This window comes from Corynebacterium auriscanis (assembly GCF_030408435.1).
Lineage (GTDB): Bacteria > Actinomycetota > Actinomycetes > Mycobacteriales > Mycobacteriaceae > Corynebacterium > Corynebacterium auriscanis.
This window is the reverse complement of sequence record NZ_CP047046.1, coordinates 1205546-1225804: the sequence shown is the minus strand read 5'-3', so window position 1 is coordinate 1225804 and position 20259 is coordinate 1205546. Positions and strand designations below refer to the sequence as shown.

Annotated in this window: 16 protein-coding genes and 1 tRNA gene; 10 read left to right on the top strand and 7 right to left on the bottom strand. The window is 58.8% G+C overall.

The window, feature by feature from the left end; all coding sequences use genetic code 11:
- Window positions 1–146: 146 nt before the first annotated feature.
- Window positions 147–656: an Rv1476 family membrane protein gene (locus CAURIC_RS05110; RefSeq protein WP_035113181.1), complete on the top strand. Its 510-nt coding sequence runs from the start codon at window positions 147–149 to the stop codon at window positions 654–656.
- Window positions 657–1228: 572 nt separating this feature from the next.
- On the top strand, window positions 1229–3241 hold the full coding sequence (locus CAURIC_RS05105) for a DIP1281 family NlpC/P60 protein (protein ID WP_290183396.1): 2013 nt from the start codon (window positions 1229–1231) through the stop codon (window positions 3239–3241).
- A 116-nt stretch (window positions 3242–3357) separates the two neighbouring features.
- Here the strand turns inward: CAURIC_RS05105 and CAURIC_RS05100 are convergent, their stop codons facing one another.
- Entirely contained in the window at window positions 3358–4221 is an 864-nt protein-coding gene (locus tag CAURIC_RS05100) for a hypothetical protein (RefSeq protein WP_035113182.1), read from the bottom strand.
- Between the two features lie 25 nt (window positions 4222–4246).
- Between CAURIC_RS05100 and CAURIC_RS05095 the strand changes: the two genes are divergently transcribed.
- The 3 genes from CAURIC_RS05095 (at window position 4247) to CAURIC_RS05085 (ending at window position 7012) form a co-directional block, all read left to right on the top strand.
- Window positions 4247–5086 carry a DUF3097 domain-containing protein gene (locus tag CAURIC_RS05095; protein ID WP_035113184.1) on the top strand — a complete coding sequence of 280 codons (840 nt, stop codon included), beginning with the start codon at window positions 4247–4249 and terminating at the stop codon, window positions 5084–5086.
- A gap of 244 nt (window positions 5087–5330) precedes the next feature.
- On the top strand, window positions 5331–5771 hold the full coding sequence (locus tag CAURIC_RS05090; RefSeq protein ID WP_070433635.1) for an NfeD family protein: 441 nt from the start codon (window positions 5331–5333) through the stop codon (window positions 5769–5771).
- Window positions 5772–5776: 5 nt separating this feature from the next.
- Entirely contained in the window at window positions 5777–7012 is a 1236-nt protein-coding gene (locus tag CAURIC_RS05085) for an SPFH domain-containing protein (RefSeq protein ID WP_035112712.1), read from the top strand.
- On the opposite strand, the gene CAURIC_RS05080 is transcribed toward CAURIC_RS05085, so the two are convergent.
- The 3 genes from CAURIC_RS05080 to CAURIC_RS05070 all read right to left on the bottom strand — a co-directional run bounded on the left by CAURIC_RS05080 (window position 6912) and on the right by CAURIC_RS05070 (window position 8579).
- Entirely contained in the window at window positions 6912–7541 is a 630-nt protein-coding gene (locus tag CAURIC_RS05080; RefSeq protein WP_083283859.1) for a DNA-binding protein, read from the bottom strand. The two genes, CAURIC_RS05085 and CAURIC_RS05080, sit on opposite strands and share 101 nt — an antisense overlap.
- 87 nt (window positions 7542–7628) lie before the next feature.
- Entirely contained in the window at window positions 7629–8321 is a 693-nt protein-coding gene (locus CAURIC_RS05075; RefSeq protein WP_070433616.1) for a TVP38/TMEM64 family protein, read from the bottom strand.
- Window positions 8322–8493: 172 nt separating this feature from the next.
- Window positions 8494–8579: transfer RNA gene (locus tag CAURIC_RS05070), tRNA-Leu, on the bottom strand.
- Between the two features lie 153 nt (window positions 8580–8732).
- On the opposite strand from CAURIC_RS05070, the gene CAURIC_RS05065 reads away from it, so the two are divergent.
- Window positions 8733–9299, top strand: a complete 567-nt coding sequence (locus CAURIC_RS05065; protein ID WP_172644017.1) for a YbhB/YbcL family Raf kinase inhibitor-like protein — start codon at window positions 8733–8735, stop codon at window positions 9297–9299.
- 33 nt (window positions 9300–9332) lie between these two features.
- Here CAURIC_RS05065 and CAURIC_RS05060 read toward each other — a convergent pair whose 3' ends face one another.
- Both CAURIC_RS05060 and CAURIC_RS05055 read right to left on the bottom strand, forming a co-directional pair.
- Entirely contained in the window at window positions 9333–10454 is a 1122-nt protein-coding gene (locus tag CAURIC_RS05060) for a quinone-dependent dihydroorotate dehydrogenase (protein ID WP_035112713.1), read from the bottom strand.
- 67 nt (window positions 10455–10521) lie between these two features.
- The gene (locus tag CAURIC_RS05055) at window positions 10522–11733 is read right to left on the bottom strand and encodes a YncE family protein (RefSeq protein WP_290183395.1); all 1212 of its coding nucleotides are present in this window, start codon (window positions 11731–11733) and stop codon (window positions 10522–10524) included.
- A gap of 98 nt (window positions 11734–11831) precedes the next feature.
- On the opposite strand from CAURIC_RS05055, the gene CAURIC_RS05050 reads away from it, so the two are divergent.
- The 4 genes from CAURIC_RS05050 to metH all read left to right on the top strand — a co-directional run bounded on the left by CAURIC_RS05050 (window position 11832) and on the right by metH (window position 18788).
- A complete protein-coding gene (locus CAURIC_RS05050; RefSeq protein ID WP_035112715.1) occupies window positions 11832–12671 on the top strand; it encodes an undecaprenyl-diphosphate phosphatase in 840 nt (279 codons plus the stop codon).
- Between the two features lie 162 nt (window positions 12672–12833).
- Window positions 12834–14129 carry a cysteine--1-D-myo-inosityl 2-amino-2-deoxy-alpha-D-glucopyranoside ligase gene (gene mshC / locus CAURIC_RS05045; RefSeq protein WP_035112716.1) on the top strand — a complete coding sequence of 432 codons (1296 nt, stop codon included), beginning with the start codon at window positions 12834–12836 and terminating at the stop codon, window positions 14127–14129.
- 161 nt (window positions 14130–14290) lie between these two features.
- Window positions 14291–14848, top strand: coding sequence for a hypothetical protein (locus CAURIC_RS05040; RefSeq protein WP_052094615.1), 558 nt, complete (start codon window positions 14291–14293; stop codon window positions 14846–14848).
- Window positions 14849–15140: 292 nt separating this feature from the next.
- A complete protein-coding gene (gene metH, locus CAURIC_RS05035; protein ID WP_070433633.1) occupies window positions 15141–18788 on the top strand; it encodes a methionine synthase in 3648 nt (1215 codons plus the stop codon).
- A 167-nt stretch (window positions 18789–18955) separates the two neighbouring features.
- On the opposite strand, the gene CAURIC_RS05030 is transcribed toward metH, so the two are convergent.
- Window positions 18956–19843 carry a thioesterase family protein gene (locus CAURIC_RS05030; RefSeq protein ID WP_156963315.1) on the bottom strand — a complete coding sequence of 296 codons (888 nt, stop codon included), beginning with the start codon at window positions 19841–19843 and terminating at the stop codon, window positions 18956–18958.
- Between the last annotated feature and the right edge of the window lie 416 nt (window positions 19844–20259).

The window sequence follows — 20259 nt, the reverse complement described above, 5'->3', positions numbered from 1 at the left end:
CGCGGAAGCTTCACAGTCCATTGTGACAGCAAATTCCCCGCAACGTCGTCTCGATTCTAACAGTACGATCGTAATGCTCGGGAATCCCTGGGCAGGTTGCGTGTCAGAGCCACCCCAAAAGGGGCGGGGGTGTTAGAAACGATGTCATGATTCCCTCTTTCGTCAACATTGATGCGGTCGTCGCCTCTTTATCCGACGCCCAAATCTTCATCGACCCGAACTTCCCTCGGGCTAATTCAATCAGTGAAAACGAGATGCAGAGGATCATCAAGGACGTACAGAGCGGGGCGTCGAAAGAAAAATACGGCGAGGTTAAGGTGGCGCTGCTAGGGCGTGCCCTCAGCCCAACGGGCATGCGCGATGTCGCACAGAGAATTAAGGACGAGCTGGGCGCGAACACCGTCATCGTGAAGTCACCGGGTGGTGGCGCGACGGTAGCGGATAATTTTTCGCGTTACAACTTAGAATCCAACACCCACCTTATGTACAAGGGATCCACAACCGAGGGATTGCAATCTTATATGGCAGCGATTGGGGAGCATCGCGATCCCGACATGGCCGTCAACGCTGTGGGCTTGACGAGTGTGATTTTAGGCATTGCTATTACAGCTACAGCAACGCGACTCACCATGAAGCGCGGTATGAAGCACAGCTAGGGAAAGCGCACCGCTCGATAGGGCCTAAGTCAGGGACATGTGTCACGGCGAAATTCCATCAAGCCTCAAGGCTTGACTCTCCTGACGTGAAACTCTAAAGGTTGAGAGCGTGTTTCCCCCTTTTCAACCGACGCGCCGGCATGTTTTGTAAATGTGACATAAATCACACATCGATATATTAGTGATGTCCTTGCAGGTCAAGTTACAAACCGTGACCAACGTGGAAGGTGTTTTCTTTGTTACGAGTGTGACAAAACTTCACCAAGCGGTTGTAAGTCTCCTAGTGTTCCTTGAGTCAGTCTTTGTAACGGCTTGATATCAAAATCGACTCAAGAGTTTATTTTGAACTCAGGCCTCACATGGATGTGTCAGAGTTCTACTTGCAAGCAGCTCCTCGCTGCGGGTGCCTGGGCGCGTTCTGTCTATTCAGAACGCTCGTAGGCCCACATGAAATAGAGAACTCGACATCGGGAGCGGGACTGTCCGCATGGGGAAGTGCGAACAGCCGGACCGGGACACACCACCAAAACTGGCGCTGTAATGACCTGTTAGCAGTTCAGGAGAACCCAAGCATGAATCACCGTCCTTTGAGTCGCCGTCACGCGGCCACATCGATCGGTCGGTCGAGTCGAGCCCTGTTGGCCTGTGCCGTCTCTGCCGGGATGGCGTTCCAGGCGTCCGCTCACCCCGCACTGGCGGAGAAGGACGTCACGGTTGAGGGCTACCTCGCCGACCTCGTTGGCAAGGCGTCCCAGACTGAGAAGGAAGTGTCCTCACTTCAGTTAGAAGTGGGCGGCTTAAGAGAATCTGCTAACAAGGCTCGCGTGGATTTGGGACGTGCCCAATCCGAGGCTCAAAAGGCACAAGACGAGGTAACGTCTGCCCGCGGTCGCTTGAAGGCATCCGATAAAGATGTAAGCCACGCCCAGGGAAAGCTGGACGACATTGCGCGTTCTGCCTACACCCAGGGCGGCGATGCCTCGCCTATCCCGTTAGCTGCTGGCGAGGACGCGGCCTCCGCCGCGCTTGACCGTTCTACTTACATCCGTCTAGCGGCGAAGAAGCAGCGTGCTGAAGTTGATCGCCTTGAGTTGGCACGTACCCAGAACGCAAACCACGAATCCGGCCTGCGCGCCAACCGAAATCGCGCGGACCAAGCTTTGAGCGCTGCCGTACAGGCACACAAGGCGGCTGCAGACGCAATGGTTCGCGCCCAGTCGCAGTTGCGTGGAAAGCAACAAGTCTTGGTCAAGCTGCTGGCGCAGCAGAAGCAGATTCAGGCGAAGCTGCGCGCGGCCCGTTCTGCGGTGGAGACCTTAGCTAATACAAAGCCGAGTGCCTCCAGTTGGGAAAAGCGTCGTGTCGCAGAAGCAGCCGCCGAAGGCGTGAAGTCCGCCTCCGATAAAGGCAAGCCTGCTGACAACACCAAGAACAACACTGCATCAAAGTCCACCGATACCTCCAAGCCTAAAGCCCCGGCCGGCGTGGAGGGTTACGCCGGTGACACTGATGCGATGGACTCGACCAATTCTCCAACGCCACCTGCAACGGGGGACGTGTCCACAACGGCGCCCAGCGAAACAGCTGCTGACACCAACGAGACCACCACGGCGACAACACCGGCGACGGAATCCACCTCTGCTGCGCCCACAGAGACTACAGCTACGAATCAGCAGGAACGCAGTGCGGTCCAGCAACCTGGCGCTCCGGCCGGATCCGCGATACCGGAATTGCCTAGCATTCCTAATAACTTCGCAGCGACTTCCGAAGGTGATACTCAGCGCCAGCAAGCTATCAACGGTTTGTTGAAGGCGGGCGAGAGCGCCTTCATGGCTGGTTTCGAGCAATATGCTCAAAGTGGGGACAGAAACGCTGCCCTCAACGCGGCGCTGCAAGCCGGACGGAACTCCGCTGGTACTGCGTACGATGACTACCTCAAGCAGGCGCAATCGGCGGGGAACTCCAACAGCAACCCAGCGGTTCCTGCCGACCCCGCGTCCCCACCGAGCTCCGCCCAACCGACGGCGCCGGGGACACCAGCAGAACCCGAAACCCCAACAATCCCCGAGATTCCCGGTGTAACGGATGGCACCATTCCCGGCCTCAATCCTGGTGGCACAACGGGGAATGCCGATGATTCCGTCGATACCTCGGGCACCGCGGCAGAGAAGATCGAACGCGTTATTAAACGCGCCGAGGGCCAGATGGGTGTGACGTACGCGTGGGGTGGCGGTAACCACCACGGGCCTACGCTGGGTATCCGCGATGGAGGAGTGGCCGATAGCTATGGTGACTTTGCCAAGGTCGGTTTCGACTGCTCCGGTTTGATGATGTATGCCTTCGCAGCTGTCGGCATTCATCTGGAGCACTACTCCGGCTACCAGTACACCTCCGGTCGACAGGTCCCAGTTTCTGAAGCCAAGCGCGGTGACATGCTGTTCTGGGGCCCCGGCGGCTCGCAGCACGTCGCACTGTACCTAGGTGACAACAAAATGTTGGAAGCCCCGCAGTCCGGTGACGTGGTCAAGGTTTCCGATGTCCGCTGGGCAGGCATTGAGCCGATGGCCGTCCGCATGATCGAGTGATCCCCCGATAGCCAAGACATGGCATCCTCGCGCTCACTGAAAAACGAGCTCAGCCGGCCTCGTTTTTTTCGTGGGGTGCATCGCATAGCCTAACAATCACGAAAACGCGGTGAACCTCACCGCACTAATTCCCTCATCGCGTAATCAACCGCGACCATCCGAGCCAATCGAACAGCCCTCAGAATGGGAAGCAGTTCGGCATCTAGGTTCGCTCCAATTTCGCTTCTCTGCGTCACCTCAATAATCGCGGCAAGAGCATCGGCACGGGCCATCAACCTAGCCGCTCGTTGGGAGACCCCCGCAGGCAAACCAGGGAGCCCGAAAGCATCGCTCAAACTCCCCACGGCCAACCGCGCCATCTCAAATCTTCTACCGTCGCCGGCGACACCTCCGCGCCGCTGGTGATGGTTACTCATCTCAATGAGGCGGGCAGCCTTATCCGACGCCTCACGCAGCCCTGCATCCGCTTCTCCTGGGCCATAGGTTCTCAGTGTCGGCGTAGGCCCGAATGCGGTGTACCACGTCCACTCGATCACACTGTTATCGATGACGCGCGGGATAACCACGTGCGTGACATCGGGATCGCCATCGGCGATGGCGATCCCGGCACCGGCTTCCGCGACTGCCCGTGCCGCCGTGGTATTCGCAGGCAGTGGTGGCACGTCACCCGGACCCGCCAGTACCAGCGAGACCAATGGGCGATCCTCAAGCTCCACGCCCGCATCCTCCGTGACCCTCCGCGCGTAGCGCAGCAGCTCAATCAACCCGAAGCGGTCAGCTCGGGGATTAGAGTTTTCCGTGGGTGGGGAGAAGGTGGCGTCGAAAACAAATCGGTGGTGCTTGCCCTGGACGGCTTGGAAAGCGTCGATGACATCGTCCGTGCTGATCACATCGTGGAGCCACCAGCCCAGCCAGAGCGCGGTGTTTTGCACAGGGGACCACAGTTGCGAGCGCAACAGAGCCGTGTTCGAGTTGTTCATCTCTATTAGCTTAAAGTGGGGTTCCATGAGCTTCAATTACCGAGATCCCTACGGTGGCGACATCCTCAAAGGACACTCCCGAGCCAAGGCGCCGCAGTATCCCACAATTACCCCTGAGCTCGGCATGGTGATCGAGGTCATCAGCGACGATTATGTGGGGGCCGTGGTGGGGGGCGAGAAGACTGCCGAAGGGGATTTTATTCGGCTAGAGGATCGCTACGGGAAATCCAGGCTGTTCAAATTGCGCGAAGGGGCTTTCCTGCTGGAAGGGCAGCGGGTTTCCCTCAATAGGTACGTAGATCCAGCCACCTTGCCTCCGACACAGCAGATATCTAACTCTGGCTCCCGCAAAGTCGCTAACGTACAAGCCAAAGTGGCTGCACCATCCCGCATCTGGGTCGAGGGTGTGCACGATGCCGCCATTGTGGAGCGCGTGTGGGGCCACGACCTTCGAGTAGAAGGAGTGGTTGTGGAATACCTCGAGGGGTTAGACAACCTGCCGGAACGTCTTGCGGAATTTGGTCCCAGCGCGCATCGCCGTGTGGGTGTACTCGCCGACCACCTTATCGAAGGGACTAAGGAAGCGCGTCTGACGCAGGACTTGGGCCCACACGTTATGGTCACAGGCCACCCGTACATCGATATTTGGGAAGCCGTGAAACCCGCCAGTGTGGGGATCACCGCGTGGCCGCGGGTACCACGAGGCCAGGACTGGAAGACCGGTGTGTGCCAACAACTGGGGTGGGGCGATCCGCGCGATGGGTGGCGGAAGGTGTATTCCTCGGTATCGTCGTTCCGCGATCTGGATTACACCCTCATCGGTGCCGTTGAGCGCTTGATCGACTTTGTGACTGTGGGGGAATAGCTGCCGCGTTGTGTCGCGGGGGCTGGACGCTGTGTCGCGGGGGCTGGACGCTGTGTCGCAGGGGGGGCGGGGCTGGACACTGTGTCGCGGGCGCGGGGGCTGGACGCTGTGTCGCAGGGGGGGGCAGGGGCTAGTTTCCGAAACGTGACAGCGAGTCAACCGGGGCCCGGCCGCCCGCAGTGAGGGGGTGGGCAATTCCGCCAGCTAGGCACGCATGCCGCTCACGTTCCCTATCATCGGGGGCATGGGTCCCATCATTTGGTTAATTGGCGCCGGCATACTGGCATTGGCTGAATTCGCAACGATGGATTTTTCGTTGCTGATGCTTGCCACCGCCGCATTAGTCACCGCGGGTGTAGCCACCGTAGGCATCCCGATGTGGGTGGAAGTCATCGTTTTCGCTATGACGTCTCTCCTCACCCTTCTTCTCATCCGCCCAGTATTGCGGAAGAGAATGATGCGGAACCCACATTCGAATCTCTTCGACCAACGCAGCCTTGAGGGCAAAAAGGCCACGGTGGTAGAAGCTTTTCCCGTCAATCCCAGTGGGAGCGGAATGGTCCGGCTCGAGGGGGAATTGTGGTCAGCAAAGGCCGCGTATCCAGGGGAGAGCTTTGCGGAGGGTGAAGAAGTCGACGTTCTCAAAATCGACGGCACTACCGCCGTTGTTTGGAAAGGCCCTTAGGAAACATGTCAGCACCAGGAATCTTCCTTATAGTTGTATTGATCTTGGTCTTGGTCCTCGTTGTCAAGGCCATTGCCCTCATCCCGCAGGGCGAAGCGGCAATTATCGAGCGACTGGGAACCTACACACGAACCGTCAGCGGCGGTCTCACGTTTCTCGTTCCCTTTGTGGACAAGATTCGCGCGCGCGTTGACACCCGCGAACAGGTCGTATCATTTCCACCCCAAGCAGTAATCACGCAGGATAACCTCACGGTCGCCATCGACACCGTGGTGACCTTCCAGATCAACGATGCCGCAATGGCGATCTACGGTGTGAACGACTACATCATCGGTGTAGAGCAGATTTCCACCGCTACGTTGCGAGACGTTGTGGGTGGCATGACTTTAGAAGAAACACTCACGTCTCGTGAGGTTATCAACCGTCGTTTGCGTGGTGAGCTCGATGCAGCCACCAATCGATGGGGGCTGCGCATCGCTCGCGTTGAGCTCAAGGCGATCGATCCGCCACCATCCATTCAGCAGTCCATGGAAATGCAGATGAAAGCCGACAGAGAGAAGCGTGCCATGATTCTGCAGGCTGAAGGCCGCCGTGAATCCTCCGTGAAAACCGCTGAGGGTGAAAAACAAGCACGTATCTTGGCCGCTGAAGGTGAAAAGCATGCGAACATCTTGGCGGCAGAAGCCGAACGCCAGGCCAAGATTCTGCGCGCTGAAGGCGACCGAGCTGCCCGCTACCTCAAGGCGCAAGGTGAAGCCCGCGCGATTCAGAAAGTCAACGCAGCCATCAAGTCCGCCCAGGTCACTCCGGAAGTCCTTGCGTACCAATATCTAGAGAAGCTGCCGGAAATGGCCAAGGGGGATGCCAACAAGACGTGGCTGGTGCCCATGCAATTCGGCGATTCGCTGGAGCAGTTCGCCAAGGCACTGGGGAATAAGGACGAAGACGGTGTGTTCCGTTACGAACCCACTCCCGTTACCGACGATGCTCGCCGAGAATCCCAGGGTGACAATACCGATGATTGGTTCTCTACGGAATCGGCCCCGGAGATTCGGGAAGCCGTAGCCGCCGCTAATGCGCAGGCCAACAAGCCCGTTGATATCGATGACCTCAGTGGGTCACAGCAGTTCGGCTCGCAAGTCACTCCTTCAGCTCATCAACCCGAGCAAGCATATGAACAGCCAAACTCCACCCCGACTGCTCGGCCTGCCACCCCGCAGCTGCCAGACGTTGACTCATAGCTTGTTTACTGATCCCAACGATGGCGGCAGCCTCACTTTGTAGGTGACCCGCACGAAGCAGGGCAGTGGCCTCGCGGCCCTCTTCGGTTCGTCGCGATAGGACGAAGGCAAGCAGTGTGAACGCTGCTGCGATGTCCTCGCCGATCATGGCTGCCGCCCCAGGGGCTAGTACGCCACCCGGTCCGGGACGCTCAATGCGCACCGTCACCGTGGTGGCCTTTTGCGTCCTGGACACCGCTCGGCCAGCCGTAGCGGCAACCTGTTGTTCCAATTCTTCGGAATCTTCTTCTGACGCCGCTGCGCCACCCGTCACCGTCCCAATTCCGATTGCGAAATCCCCGCCTTGGATGAGGCTTAACACCACTCCACCGGTTTCATCGGGCCCTTCGGTGATGACGACGAAGTCCTCCACACTCCTGTGCTCAACTGCCCGTACCACCGGAGAATGGGAGAATGCTTCGACGACCTCCCGCACATAAGCGCCTCGACGGCGCATTCTGCCACGGTAGGAAGCATGAATCGCGAACATGGTTTCTAATCTACTGCACCCGAACCTAGGCCCCGGGAATACCTCGACAGGTAAACCTTCGGAGCACACCCCGTCCTTCGCTGGCGCTCATCGGCGCTCCCGTTCGGCCACCTTCGCCCCTTTAAGCAACGACCGCCAACGTGCGAATTCACGTGCCGAGATGGCGAACCCCAACAGGACAACCACCAGACTGACCAGCAAGACCGCTGGGCTTTTGCCAGTTGCTAGTGCAGAACTAGCCACAACCGTGGCAATGGTATTGGGTGCAGAACCGATGAAGGTTGCCAGCAGGAATGGTACCAATCGCATAGTGGACAACCCGCAGGCGTAATTGAGAATGGAAAACGGAACGGCCGGAACCATGCGCATTCCCAGCACTGCCACCCAGCCTCGTTCGGCAACCACGCGCTGCAACATCGCTAAGCGACCGTCCCCAGCTGTCGACTTCGCAATGAATCCCTTGCCGAGCCACTGCACGAGGCATAGGGAGATCAAGGCGGATGCCGTTAGACCAAGCAATGCCAAAACGCTACCAAGTACCGATCCGAAAACAACTCCTGCAGTAATAGTCCACACGGTTCTTGGCAACGGGAGCTGGGTAAAGCCAGTCATCAGCGCCAAATACGTCAGAGGCCCCCACGCGCCGGTGGACCTCACCCACGCGCGCGTCTCCTCGATAGCGGGGATGGGAACGCATAACACAATGGCAACAAGGGCGAGGGGCAGAAGCACCGTCAGAACTCGGCTCAGCAGCGACCAGCTGCTCCACACACTCCACATTTTGCGAAACCCGCGTGTCAGGCGGCGCGGGGCGTCGAAAAGAATCGTCCACCTCCATGTGAAGAAACCCCGAAAACTACCAATGGAAACTCCGAGCAACAACCGAAACCTACGAAACAAAAAAGTCCCAACACACCCTCCGCAAGGAACGATGTCTCGAGACTTCACATAGTGTCCGGAGGGGGACTTGAACCCCCACGTCCGTTAATAGGACACTAGCACCTCAAGCTAGCGCGTCTGCCATTCCGCCACCCGGACAAGGATTGCGACAACCAGCTGCACTGGTTGAACTCCCGCTACTCTAATGCCAACCCTTCCATTTATCCAAACTGGCTGGTGGGGTAGGACAGGATCACCGTCGCCTATGTACTTATAAGCTGTTTCTGCGAGGATAGAGTCGCGTGTTCTACGATGGCCAACATGACTGCAGAACAGAAATATCATCAGCCCACCTACGTGGATGATCGTTTCCCTGGACCAGACCCATATGCCCCGTTGGTGGACCTGCCTCCGTTGAAGGTGACAAGTGAAACTTTTGAGGAAGGCGCGGAGCTTCCGAAGGATCAACAGGCGCCCACCTCGGTGTCCCCGCAGCTGTCATGGGAGAAAGGCCCGGAAGGCACCAAAACGTACGCCGTGACGTGCTTCGACCCCGATGCGCCCACTGCTAGCGGCTACTGGCACTGGGCTGTGTTCAACATCCCTGCAGACGTTACGGAGCTAAAGTTAGGCGCGGGTGATGAAGACCTCACCGGGCTGCCCGAGGGCGCATCGGCCTTGCGAGGGGACAGTCGCTCGTGGGGGTACTATGGCGCACAAGCTCCAGAAGGCCACGGCCCACACCGCTACATTTTCGCAGTTCACGCGGTTGGGGAAGAATTGGATATCGACGATCGCCAGCCAGCCACAATCTTAGGCTTCAATCTCAATTTCAAGGCCATCGCACGTGGCCTGTACTGGGGCTGGGCCGAAAACTAAGCTAGCCTAGCTGAACCCGCCAGCTAACCCCACCTAGTCAACCCAGGGCAATCCCTTGCCCACAGCATCGGCGAGGTTGGAAAGTCCATGCTGGGTCAGCTGCTGGGAAATGCCCAAGTGGATGTCGCGGATCCAGTCTGGTCCGCCATAAATCAGCGCCGTGTAGCCCTGCAGCAGGTGAGCGCCCGCCCCGATGCGTTCCCAAGCCTGCTGCGCGGTTTCGATTCCACCCACGCTCACTAGGACTAGCTTGCCTTGCGCGCGGGCATGGATGCGTCGCAGGACCTCTAGCGAACGCACGGCGACCGGTGCTCCGGAGATTCCTCCCGCTCCCAGCGCACGCACGTAACTCGAGTCAGTCTTGAGCCCCTCGCGAGAGATCGTCGTATTAGTGGCGATCAAACCCGTTAGGCCACTTTCAATGGCCAAGTCAACCACAGCATCAATGTCTTCATCACTCAAATCCGGCGCAATCTTCACGAAAAGCGGGCGAGAGCTTTCCGACTGCACAGCAGCGATGATAGGGCGCAGAGATGCAACCGCCTGGAGGTCGCGCAGTCCCGGTGTATTGGGGCTAGAAACGTTAATAACCAAGTAGTCCGCCACAGAATCCACAACACGGGCGGATTGGCGGTAATCGTTATCTGCCTGCTCTGGCTCAGTGATCTTCGATTTACCCAAGTTCACACCCACCGGCACCGTAGATCGGTGATTCTGCAAGCGCATCGCGGCGGCGCGGGCCGACTCGTTGTTGAAACCCATGCGGTTGAGTAATGCGCGATCTTCCGGCAAACGGAACAGCCGTGGCACGGGGTTTCCAGGTTGCGCTAGGTGCGTCACGGTTCCTACCTCCGCGGCACCAAAACCAATAGCCCCCCACACGTTAACCTCGCGTGCGTCCTTATCGAAACCAGCCGCCAACCCCAACGGTCGAGGGAAAGTTATTCCTGCGATGTTCTGCGATAACCGGGAATCGTTAACTACCCAGGCCTTTTCCAGCGCTTGAAGTGCAGCTGGGGAATTGCTCACTTTCTCCAGCGCCATGGTCATCTGGCCGTGAATCCGCTCTGGCGGAATGCGGAACATTGCCTTGACTGCTTGGCGGTACACGGCTCCCCGCACTGCGCGAAATGGGCTTGGCTGGTTAGTGTTCACTGGAGTAATCCTCTTCTCGCTGGTCTGCTTGTTGGCCTTGGTCGCCCTGTGCCACGGCACGCCGGCGTTACTTCTGCTCGGAGCCCTTGAGCTCAACAGGGAACTTCGTCTTCGGATTCGCACCGGCCCTACCGTCTTCCACGGTCTTATCTACATCCGAAGCGCTAATGACCTGCACCTTATTGTCCGTGCCGACCAGGAGTACCGACCCGTCATGTTGTACTAAAACATGGCGAACATTCGCAATCGTTTTCCACGTACCAACGTCTTTCGGGGTACCGGAGGCGATGTCGTACGCCGTTAAAGCATTGTCCGCGGTCGTGCTCACCAGCGCTACCTTTCGCGCGGTATCCCAGGCCACACCCCACGGGGACTTCTTAGTCGGCGCAGTCTGATGCAGGCGAACCACGTCATCCATCGTGTACACCATCACCTGATCCTGGCGGTTATCGCTAGCCACCACCACTGCATCGTTACCAGTACCCGTAGCAACTTCCCCCACTCCTTGGCCGATGCGCAAGGTTGCTTTGTACTCTTCCTTCGCCGGATCTACATCGTTGATGGTGGTTTGTCCCCGGTCGATCACTGCCACCCGCCCCGCGCTATCTGACCCATTCACCAATACCGCCATATCGAGGCTACGGCTCACCACAGCCTCGTTGGTTCGCTTGCCCTCTTGGTTGTAGAATCCGATCTTTTCTTCCCCGTCTACACCAATTACGCTGCGCCCTTCGGCGGTAGTTGTTGCGGACTTTACACGCCCATCGGCCTGGATTTTGCGCACAACGTCACCGTTTGCGTCCAATTCTAGGTACTCGCCATCACATCCCACTGCCACACCGCTGGCCGTGGCGTTGAGGTTGTCGCAGCTATCGTCCACCTGGACTTTTTTTGCTTGTTCAATTTTATTCGACGCCGCCAAGTAGACCGCGCCCTTCGTCAAAATGGCACTTGTGGACTGATTACCTTGGGTGTGAGGGGCGACCGTGGCGGCGTCGAGAACAGAGGTCCCTTCCGGAAATGGCAGCGACTTCACCTCCCCAGAGGTATCCGAGCCAGCCAGCGGAGACTCCACGGGCTTAGCGGGAGTGCCGGCGATGGGCTGATCTGCAGCCTGCTGGCTACCGGAGCTGCTATTGCCCGTGAAGTTCGTAGAACATCCCGCGACCACAAGCGACAGCGCCGCGACACTGACCATGACCGCACGCGCCCCGCGGCGGCGAGGAGATACCGGACTAGAAGAAACTTGGGAACGGAACAACTTGGGCTGGTTCATCACGTCCTTAACGCTACCAGTAGGGTTCACAGAGATTTCGTAGGCTAATGGGGGTTTCGCAACTGGGAACCCGACCATCCCCAGCGGTAGAGTTTTCCTCCATGACATCGGATATCACGTGGGCGCAGACAATCGTCCTTGCGCTCGTTCAGGGTTTGACAGAGTTTCTTCCCGTCAGCTCCTCGGGACACCTCCGCATCGTTTCGCAGCTGCTGTGGGGGGAGGATGCTGGGGCGAGTTTTACCGCGGTGATCCAGCTGGGAACCGAGGCCGCCGTGTTGGTGTACTTCGCCAAGGATATTTGGACTATCGCAACTGCATGGTTGAAAGGGTTGTTCAATAAGCAAGCACGCGGTTTCGATTACCGCATGGGCTGGATGGTGATTGTGGGCACCATTCCGGTGGCGGCCTTGGGCTTCCTGGGCAAGGACCTGATTCGCGAGAACCTGCGCAATCTGTGGATCACAGCAGCGATGCTGGTGCTGTTTTCCTTCGTGTTCATCCTGGCCGAGAAGGTGGGCCGTCACGAGCGTTCCTTCGATCGGTTGACGATGAAGGATGCCATCATTATGGGCTTGGCGCAGTGCTTGGCCCTCATTCCTGGCGTATCCCGTTCGGGTGGCACCATTTCGGCTGGCCTATTCCTGAACCTTGACCGTGAAGTCGCGACCCGGTTTTCTTTCCTGCTGGCGATCCCCGCCGTGTTGGCCTCCGGCTTGTTCTCCCTCCCAGATGCGTTCAATCCAGAAGCAGGGCAAGCGGCCAGCGGCATGCAGCTGCTAGTGGGTACGGCCATTGCGTTTGTCGTTGGTTATGCCACCATTGCGTGGTTGCTGAAGTTTGTTTCCCACCACTCGTTTAGCTGGTTTGCGCTGTGGCGGATCCCAGTGGGCGTGCTGGTGATGGTCCTGCTGGCAACGGGTGTACTAGCTGCGACCTAACCACCGCAGGGCAACGGCATCGCTAGGACTTGGCCGGGCCCGGTTTTGGGTCCAGCTCGGCGGAGTTGTCGATTTCGGCACCCAACCACATGAGCTGGGTGTCTACAGTTCAGTCGTGACCGACGGGAGCCATTCAGGTGGTGAGAGGTAGACTCTTTCAACATGCAGTCGTGGCCTAATCCAGATGTTCCAGTTCTTGCCGGCGAAGCCCCGGCTCTCCGTCTGTACGACACCGCAGATGACGAAATACGGCCCGTTTCCATCCCTTCCGCAGGGGAAGAGATCGGGATGTACGTATGCGGAATCACCCCTTATGATTCGACGCATTTGGGGCATGCGGCCACGTATCTAACCTTTGACCTCATCAACCGCTACTTGGTGTCCGCGGGACACCGCGTGCACTATGTGCAAAACATCACAGATGTTGATGACCCACTATTCGAACGCGCAGAACGCGACGGTGTGGACTGGCGTGAGCTGGGGGACAGCCAAGTTAGCCTGTTCCGCTCGGATATGGAAGCGCTGCGGGTCATCCCACCGCGCGATTACATCGGTGCCATCGAAAGCGTGGACGAGGTTGTGGACATGGTCGCGCGGTTGCTGGACGTAGGCGCTGCCTACCAGCTCACCGACGACGAGTACCCCGATATTTACGCTGACCACACATTCACCCCGCAGTTCGGCTACGAATCCCGCTACGATAACCCCACCATGGCCGAGCTTTTTGCCGAGCGCGGGGGCGATCCCGCCCGCCCGGGCAAGCGCCACGCTCTCGATGCGCTGTTGTGGCGGGCGCACCGCGAGGGTGAACCGCAGTGGAACGCTCCGTTCGGCGCGGGCCGCCCAGGCTGGCACATTGAGTGCTCCGCCATCGCAACCAATCGATTGGGGCCACATTTTGCCATCCAAGGTGGCGGCAACGATTTGCGGTTCCCACACCACGAATTCTCTGCAGCGCATGCCGAAGCCGCCCATGGCTGCGAGCGTATGGCCGATCACTATGTTCATGCTGGCATGATCGCGCTCGATGGGGTGAAGATGAGCAAATCCCTGGGCAACCTGGTTTTCGTCTCCAAACTCACCGCCGCGGGCCACGAACCCTCTGCGATCCGTTTGGGTGTGTACGCCAGCCACTACAGGGCAGATCGGGATTGGTCGGATGCCATTCTTGCCGCCGCCGAAAACCGGTTGCAGGCGTGGCGCGAGGCATTTGCGAACTTGCAGCAGGCGCAGCGGAATAACGCCGAACTGCCCACCATCGATCAGGACACTCTGCCACCAGTAATCCAGACGGTTCGTGGCCTGATTGCAGACGACCTAGATTCCCCAGCTGCACTAGAAGCCGTCGATCAGTGGGCCATGGCCACAACAGCCGATCCAGCGGGGGCTGTGCGCGCGGGGAGCGACCCAGAGCTCATCAAGCGGGGGTTGGATGCGCTTTTCGGGATTGACCTCTAGCGACGAGTGCTCTTAGCCACACTCGGTTCGTGCACCGCTTACCGTCTTGTGGGCGCGGTGAAAACCGCTCCGGACGTGGAACGTCCTGCACGTGTGCGCCACAACAGTTAGCATGAACGAAGCGTTAGCAGTTCGCCCAACAACGAAGGGATCGACTCACCATGACCGCCTCTGCGCCAGCCCCGCTTACCGAACGCACCGCCACCGCACTGGCTGAGTTCACTGACAACATTCGTGCAATGGCCACCGGCAGTTACCTTCGCCCGGAAGATCGGGAGTTCTGGGAAGCCCCCTACCCGGAAAGCGTTGCAGACCAGGCTGATTCGATCGTTCGCGATGCTCTCGCCGCCGCTGTTGGGGTCGCCGCCCGGCAACCTGCGGATCTGGCGCGATTAGCTGCAGATTCTCAGGTCGACGCCGCGCTTCTCAATGCTGAAGACTCTGAACCGGGTGGTAGTTCTTCCGCTGACGGCACCGCCGCAAGTTCTACGGAAATGGACAAAGACCACGCTCACGCCACTGTGTTGGCTGCGGCCATTGCGGGCGTGATCACCCCAAAGCTGGTGCAGCTCAAGGAACTGTCGGACAAGGTGGAGGGCGCTCTCTTGGATGAAGAGGAAGTACGAGACCTCAAGGAAGTATTCGCCTCGGCCGCAAATGATCTTTCCGCTAGTGCAACTATCCTTTCCGGGCACGTGGATAACGTCCTCGAGACCTAAGCTACGCTTTTGGCTTTCAATTGCTGGCAGCTTCGCCCTTAATGACAGCTCCGCCGCTCGCTCGAGGGCCACGGCGTAGACCCCAGCGAGGATTGTGAACTAAGCGGTCTAGCCGTGGGCTAAGGTTAACTGCGTGACTACCGACGATTCGAATCAGGCCCCAACACCACAGCCCGCCACGTCGCGCACCACAGTGCCGGACACCGCCCCGTCGCACACCGCAGTGCCGCACACCGCCACGTCCGAAGCGACAACCTCTCAAGCTCCCGCACAGCCCTCGTTCGACCATCCGCTGCTGCACGCATTGCACCAGCGTGTGCTCATCGGCGACGGTGCGATGGGTACGCAGTTGCAAGCCGTCGATCTAGACCTTGAACGTGATTTTTTGGGCCTCGAGGGTTGCAACGAGATCCTCAACGAAACCCGCCCGGACGTTTTACGAGCGATTCACCGGGCATACTTTGAAGCTGGGGCAGATATTGTCGAAACCAATACCTTCGGCTGCAACCTGCCAAACCTCGCAGACTACGATATTGCCGACCGCATCGAAGATCTAGCCTACCGAGGCGCCGCAATCGCACGTGAAGTAGCCGATGAAATGGGGCCACGCCCCGACGACGGCATGCCGCGCTTCGTAGCCGGATCGATGGGGCCAGGCACCAAGCTGCCCTCGCTGGGCCACGCACCGTACGTGGACTTACGCAATGCCTACGTGGAAAGCGCCCGTGGCCTGGTACGCGGTGGGTGTGATGCGATTCTGATCGAGACCTGTCAAGATCTCCTGCAGGTCAAGGCCGCAGTACTGGGCACAAAACAGGCGTTCGAGGAACTGGGGACCCGCCTGCCCATCATCGTGCACGTCACCGTGGAAACAACGGGCACCATGTTGCTAGGCAGTGAGATCGGCGCAGCTCTCACCGCCCTGGAACCCCTGGGCATTGACATGATCGGCATGAACTGCGCTACCGGCCCCGACGAGATGAGCGAGCACCTGCGCTTCCTTTCGAACAACACGACCCTTCCCGTATCCGTCATGCCGAACGCCGGCCTGCCGGTGCTGGGTGCACATGGTGCGGAGTATCCACTCACGGCGCCAGAATTAGGGGAGGCCCTGCGCGGCTTCGTCGCCAACTACGGTCTCAGCATGGTGGGTGGGTGTTGCGGAACCACACCGGAGCACATCACTGCGGTACGCACAGCGGTACTGGGAACAGCAGTGGTGGACAGCGGGGCGTCGGGTAAAGAAAACAACCACCCCCCGAAAGACAGCCAGCAAGAGGGAGCTACCGCGCCCGTAAAACAGGGCAACAGGGAAGTGGTTCACAATAACAACGTCTCCTCGCTGTACCAAGCGGTGCCTTTGACTCAGGAGACGGGGATCACCATGATTGGTGAGCGCACCAATGCGAATGGCTCCAAGGCATTCCGGGAGGCCATGCTGGCCGGCGATACGGAAAAGTGCCTGGAAATCGCAAAGGATCAGGTTCGCGATGGCGCCCACATGGTGGATTTGTGTATTGACTACGTGGGGCGCGATGGAACTCAGGACATGGCAACGCTAGCTGCGTTACTAGCCACGAACTCCACGTTGCCGATCATGATCGACTCCACCGAGCCCGATGTGATCCGCGTGGGCCTAGAGCACCTGGGCGGCCGCAGCGCGGTTAACTCAGTGAACTTTGAAGATGGCGATGGGCCCGATTCGCGCTACCAGCGCATCATGCGGTTGGTGCAGCAACACGGCGCGGCGGTTGTTGCGCTGACGATTGATGAAGAGGGCCAGGCACGTACTGCGGAAAAGAAAGTGGAAATCGCCGAGCGCCTGATCGCTGACATTACGGGCACATGGAATGTGGCGAAGGAAAACATCATCGTCGACTGTTTGACATTCCCGATCTCTACCGGGCAGGAGGAAACCCGCCGCGACGGTATAGAGACCATTAACGCAATCCGCGAGTTGAAACGGCGCCACCCAGAAGTGCACACCACTTTGGGGCTATCCAACATTTCGTTCGGCCTCAACCCCGCAGCGCGGCAAGTGCTGAACTCCGTGTTCCTCAACGAGTGCATCGAGGCTGGCTTGGATACGGCCATAGCCCACTCGTCGAAAATCCTGCCGATGAACCGCATTGATGAAGAACAGCGCACGGTGGCGCTGGACATGATTTACGATCGGCGCACCGAAAGTTACGATCCACTGCAAACATTCATGCAGCTTTTCGAGGGTATAAGCGCAGCCAGTGCCAAGGATGCACGTGCAGAGGCGCTGGCGGCGCTGCCGCTGTTCGAGCGCCTTGCCCAACGCATCATCGACGGTGACCGAAATGGGTTGGCACAAGACCTCGATGAGGCCATGCAGACGAAGGACCCGGTTGCCATTATCAACGAAGACCTCTTGGCGGGCATGAAAACCGTGGGTGACCTGTTCGGTTCCGGCGAGATGCAATTGCCATTCGTGCTGCAATCCGCAGAAACGATGAAAGCGGCCGTCGCTCACCTGGAACCTCACATGGAAAGCGAAGCGGGCCAGGGTACATCCAAGGGCAAGATGGTCATCGCCACAGTGAAGGGCGATGTGCACGATATCGGCAAAAACCTGGTGGACATTATTCTGTCTAACAACGGCTACGACGTGGTGAATATCGGAATTAAACAACCGATTAGCGCGATCTTGGAGGCAGCAGAGGAAAACAATGCGGATGTCATCGGCATGTCCGGCCTGCTAGTGAAATCAACGGTCGTTATGAAAGAGAACCTGGAGGAGCTCAACCGGCTAGGCAAATCGCACTATCCGGTGATGTTAGGCGGGGCAGCGCTGACCCGGCCGTATGTGGAAGATGACCTCACGGAAGTCTACGACGGCGATGTGTACTACTCCAAGGATGCGTTTGAGGCGTTGACTGTCCTGGATGGGATCATGGCCGGTTTGCGTGGCGAGCACACCGAAGAATCCGCCGATGTCATGGAGAAGCGTGCCAAGCGCCGCGCCCGTCGTGAACGCTCTAAGGCCATTGCCGCGAAGCGCAAGGAACAAGCCGAGCCTGTTGAGGTGCCCGCCCGCTCCGATGTGGCCATTGACGTGCCACTTGCTACTCCGCCGTTCTGGGGCCCACGGATCGTTAAGGGCATAAGCGTGGCAGATTACCTGCCGAACCTCGATGAACGCGCACTGTTCCGCGGTCAGTGGGGATTGATGCCCTCCCGCGGAGAAGGCGGCCTCACTTACGAGGAATTGGTAGAAACCGAGGGCCGCCCACGCCTGCGCGCGTTACTCGATGAGCTGAAATCCAACGGTGTGCTGGATGCCGCCGCGGTTGTTTACGGTTACTTCCCGGCTGTTTCCGAAGGCGATACGGTTCATATTTTGCCGACGCCCCCAAGCCCCACCGCCACCGCTGATCCCCAGGCGGAACCGGTGCACTCGTTCACGTTCCCGCGTCAGCAACGTGGCCGCTTCCTCAATATTGCGGACTTCATCTGCTCGCGCGAGCGCGCCATCGAATTGGGCAGGACGGACGTGATGCCGTTCCAGCTGGTAACCATGGGCCAGCCGATCGCCGATTATGCCAATGAGCTTTTCGCTAAGGATGCCTACCGGGAATACCTAGAGGTCCACGGTGTGGGAGTTCAGCTCACCGAAGCGTTGGCTGAATACTGGCATTCGCGCATCCGCAGCGAGCTCACCTTCGAGGATGGCTCCACCGCCGGCGATCAGGATTCTCCACACAAGGAAGACTTCTTCGATCTGCAGTACCGTGGCGCGCGGTTCAGTTTCGGCTACGGTTCGTGCCCGGACATGGAGGACCGTAGGGCGCTGGTGGATATGCTTGAAGCGGACAAGCTGGGAGTTGTGCTCTCCGAGGAACTGCAATTGCATCCGGAGCAATCCACGGACGCCTTTGTGCTGTACCACCCAGAGGCGAAGTACTTCAACGTTTAGCAATCCGCGGGTTTGTTCCTAGCCTCCGCGCTGGGCGAGGGTGGCTGGGCGAGTGAGCCAGTTCCAACGCAGCCAACCCGGCCCAACCGGCCCAGCCGATCCAACGCAGCCAACCCGGCCCAACCGGGCCAACGCAGCCAACCCGGCCCAGCCGGCAGCGGCGGGTTTTAGTTCAGCCGATCCAGCATGATCGCTTGGTTGACGGTTCCCACGGGTCCTTGCTGGTCGTAGACCCGCGAAATCGTGGTGCCGATTCCGTCTGGTCCGTAGTTGGCCTCAGCAGATAGGCCGACCCATTCACTGTCGGGCATGCGGTGCAAATACACGCTGAGGTCCACGTTCATGTACACCCATTGGCTCGGATCCAGCACGGTATTAAGGCCGTTGGCGATATCCACTGTCTTCATCAACTGCACCCAGGGGGAATCGTCACGACCTTCCACCACAGGCAGGGAGGACTTCGACCAGTACACAGCCGGGTTGCGGTGCGCGTAGTCGGAGTGGTCCTGTCCGGTCAGTTCGGTGCGAACAACCTCGATGGAATCAATGTAACCGCTGGTCCATTGATCAATAAACTCGCGGGCGGGGCGCCCAGTTTCGGGCCCTGGGATCGCTTCTGCCACGCTGCGTTCAATGTCCAAGGTGTCAGCGGTCCGGACCCACCACCCAGTGCCACGTATATAAGCCCGCCCGCCCTCATCACGGATTGTTGTTTCCACCATTGTTATCCGACGCCCCGGGCGCACCACACGCACCGTCGCCCGTAGGGCGCTGAGGGGAACCGCCCCTAGGATCTCCACGGTCATTCGACTGAAGCGACCAGCGGTCAGGTCCACACCGTGCTCGCGGGCGCCTTCTTCCAACGTGACCGCCACCAGCGCGGCTGGGGGAGAGCCGTGTTGAAAGCCGCCGTCACCCCACGGGGATTCGGTATGAATCGTGGGGTAATAGGTGTACTCGCACGAGGGATTGCCCAGTTCGTCTGTGCCTTTGGTGACATCTCCAGCCACAAAGTAGGCGGGAGCATCGGGAATGTCATGAGATGACGTGTTCATAACCATGCTGAGAACTCCTTGCGCAAACGGTTGAGAGGCAAAATATTTTTCGCACACTACGTTAGTGCCGATTAACTGTAATGCTAGTGCCGGTGAACTGTTTTGGGGTATTGCTCATGGGTTTTCAACTCTTCGGGGGGTGTCGGGGTTCTGCTTCCGGGTTTTCGACTCCACGGATAGGGCGTGTTGAGGTGCGGGAATCCGGCAGCTCGGCGAGGGTCCCGCAGTTCTGGACATGTTCGGGCTTCGCAGTTCTAGACGTGCTGGGGTTACGCAGTTCTGGACGTGCTGGGGTTACGCAGTTTTGGACATGTTCGGGGTTCCGCAGTTGTAGAAGGCACGCGGCTAGCTAATACGACTGCTCGGCAGGGGACAAGAACAACTCCAACACGCCACGCTGCCGTTATTCTCCCACC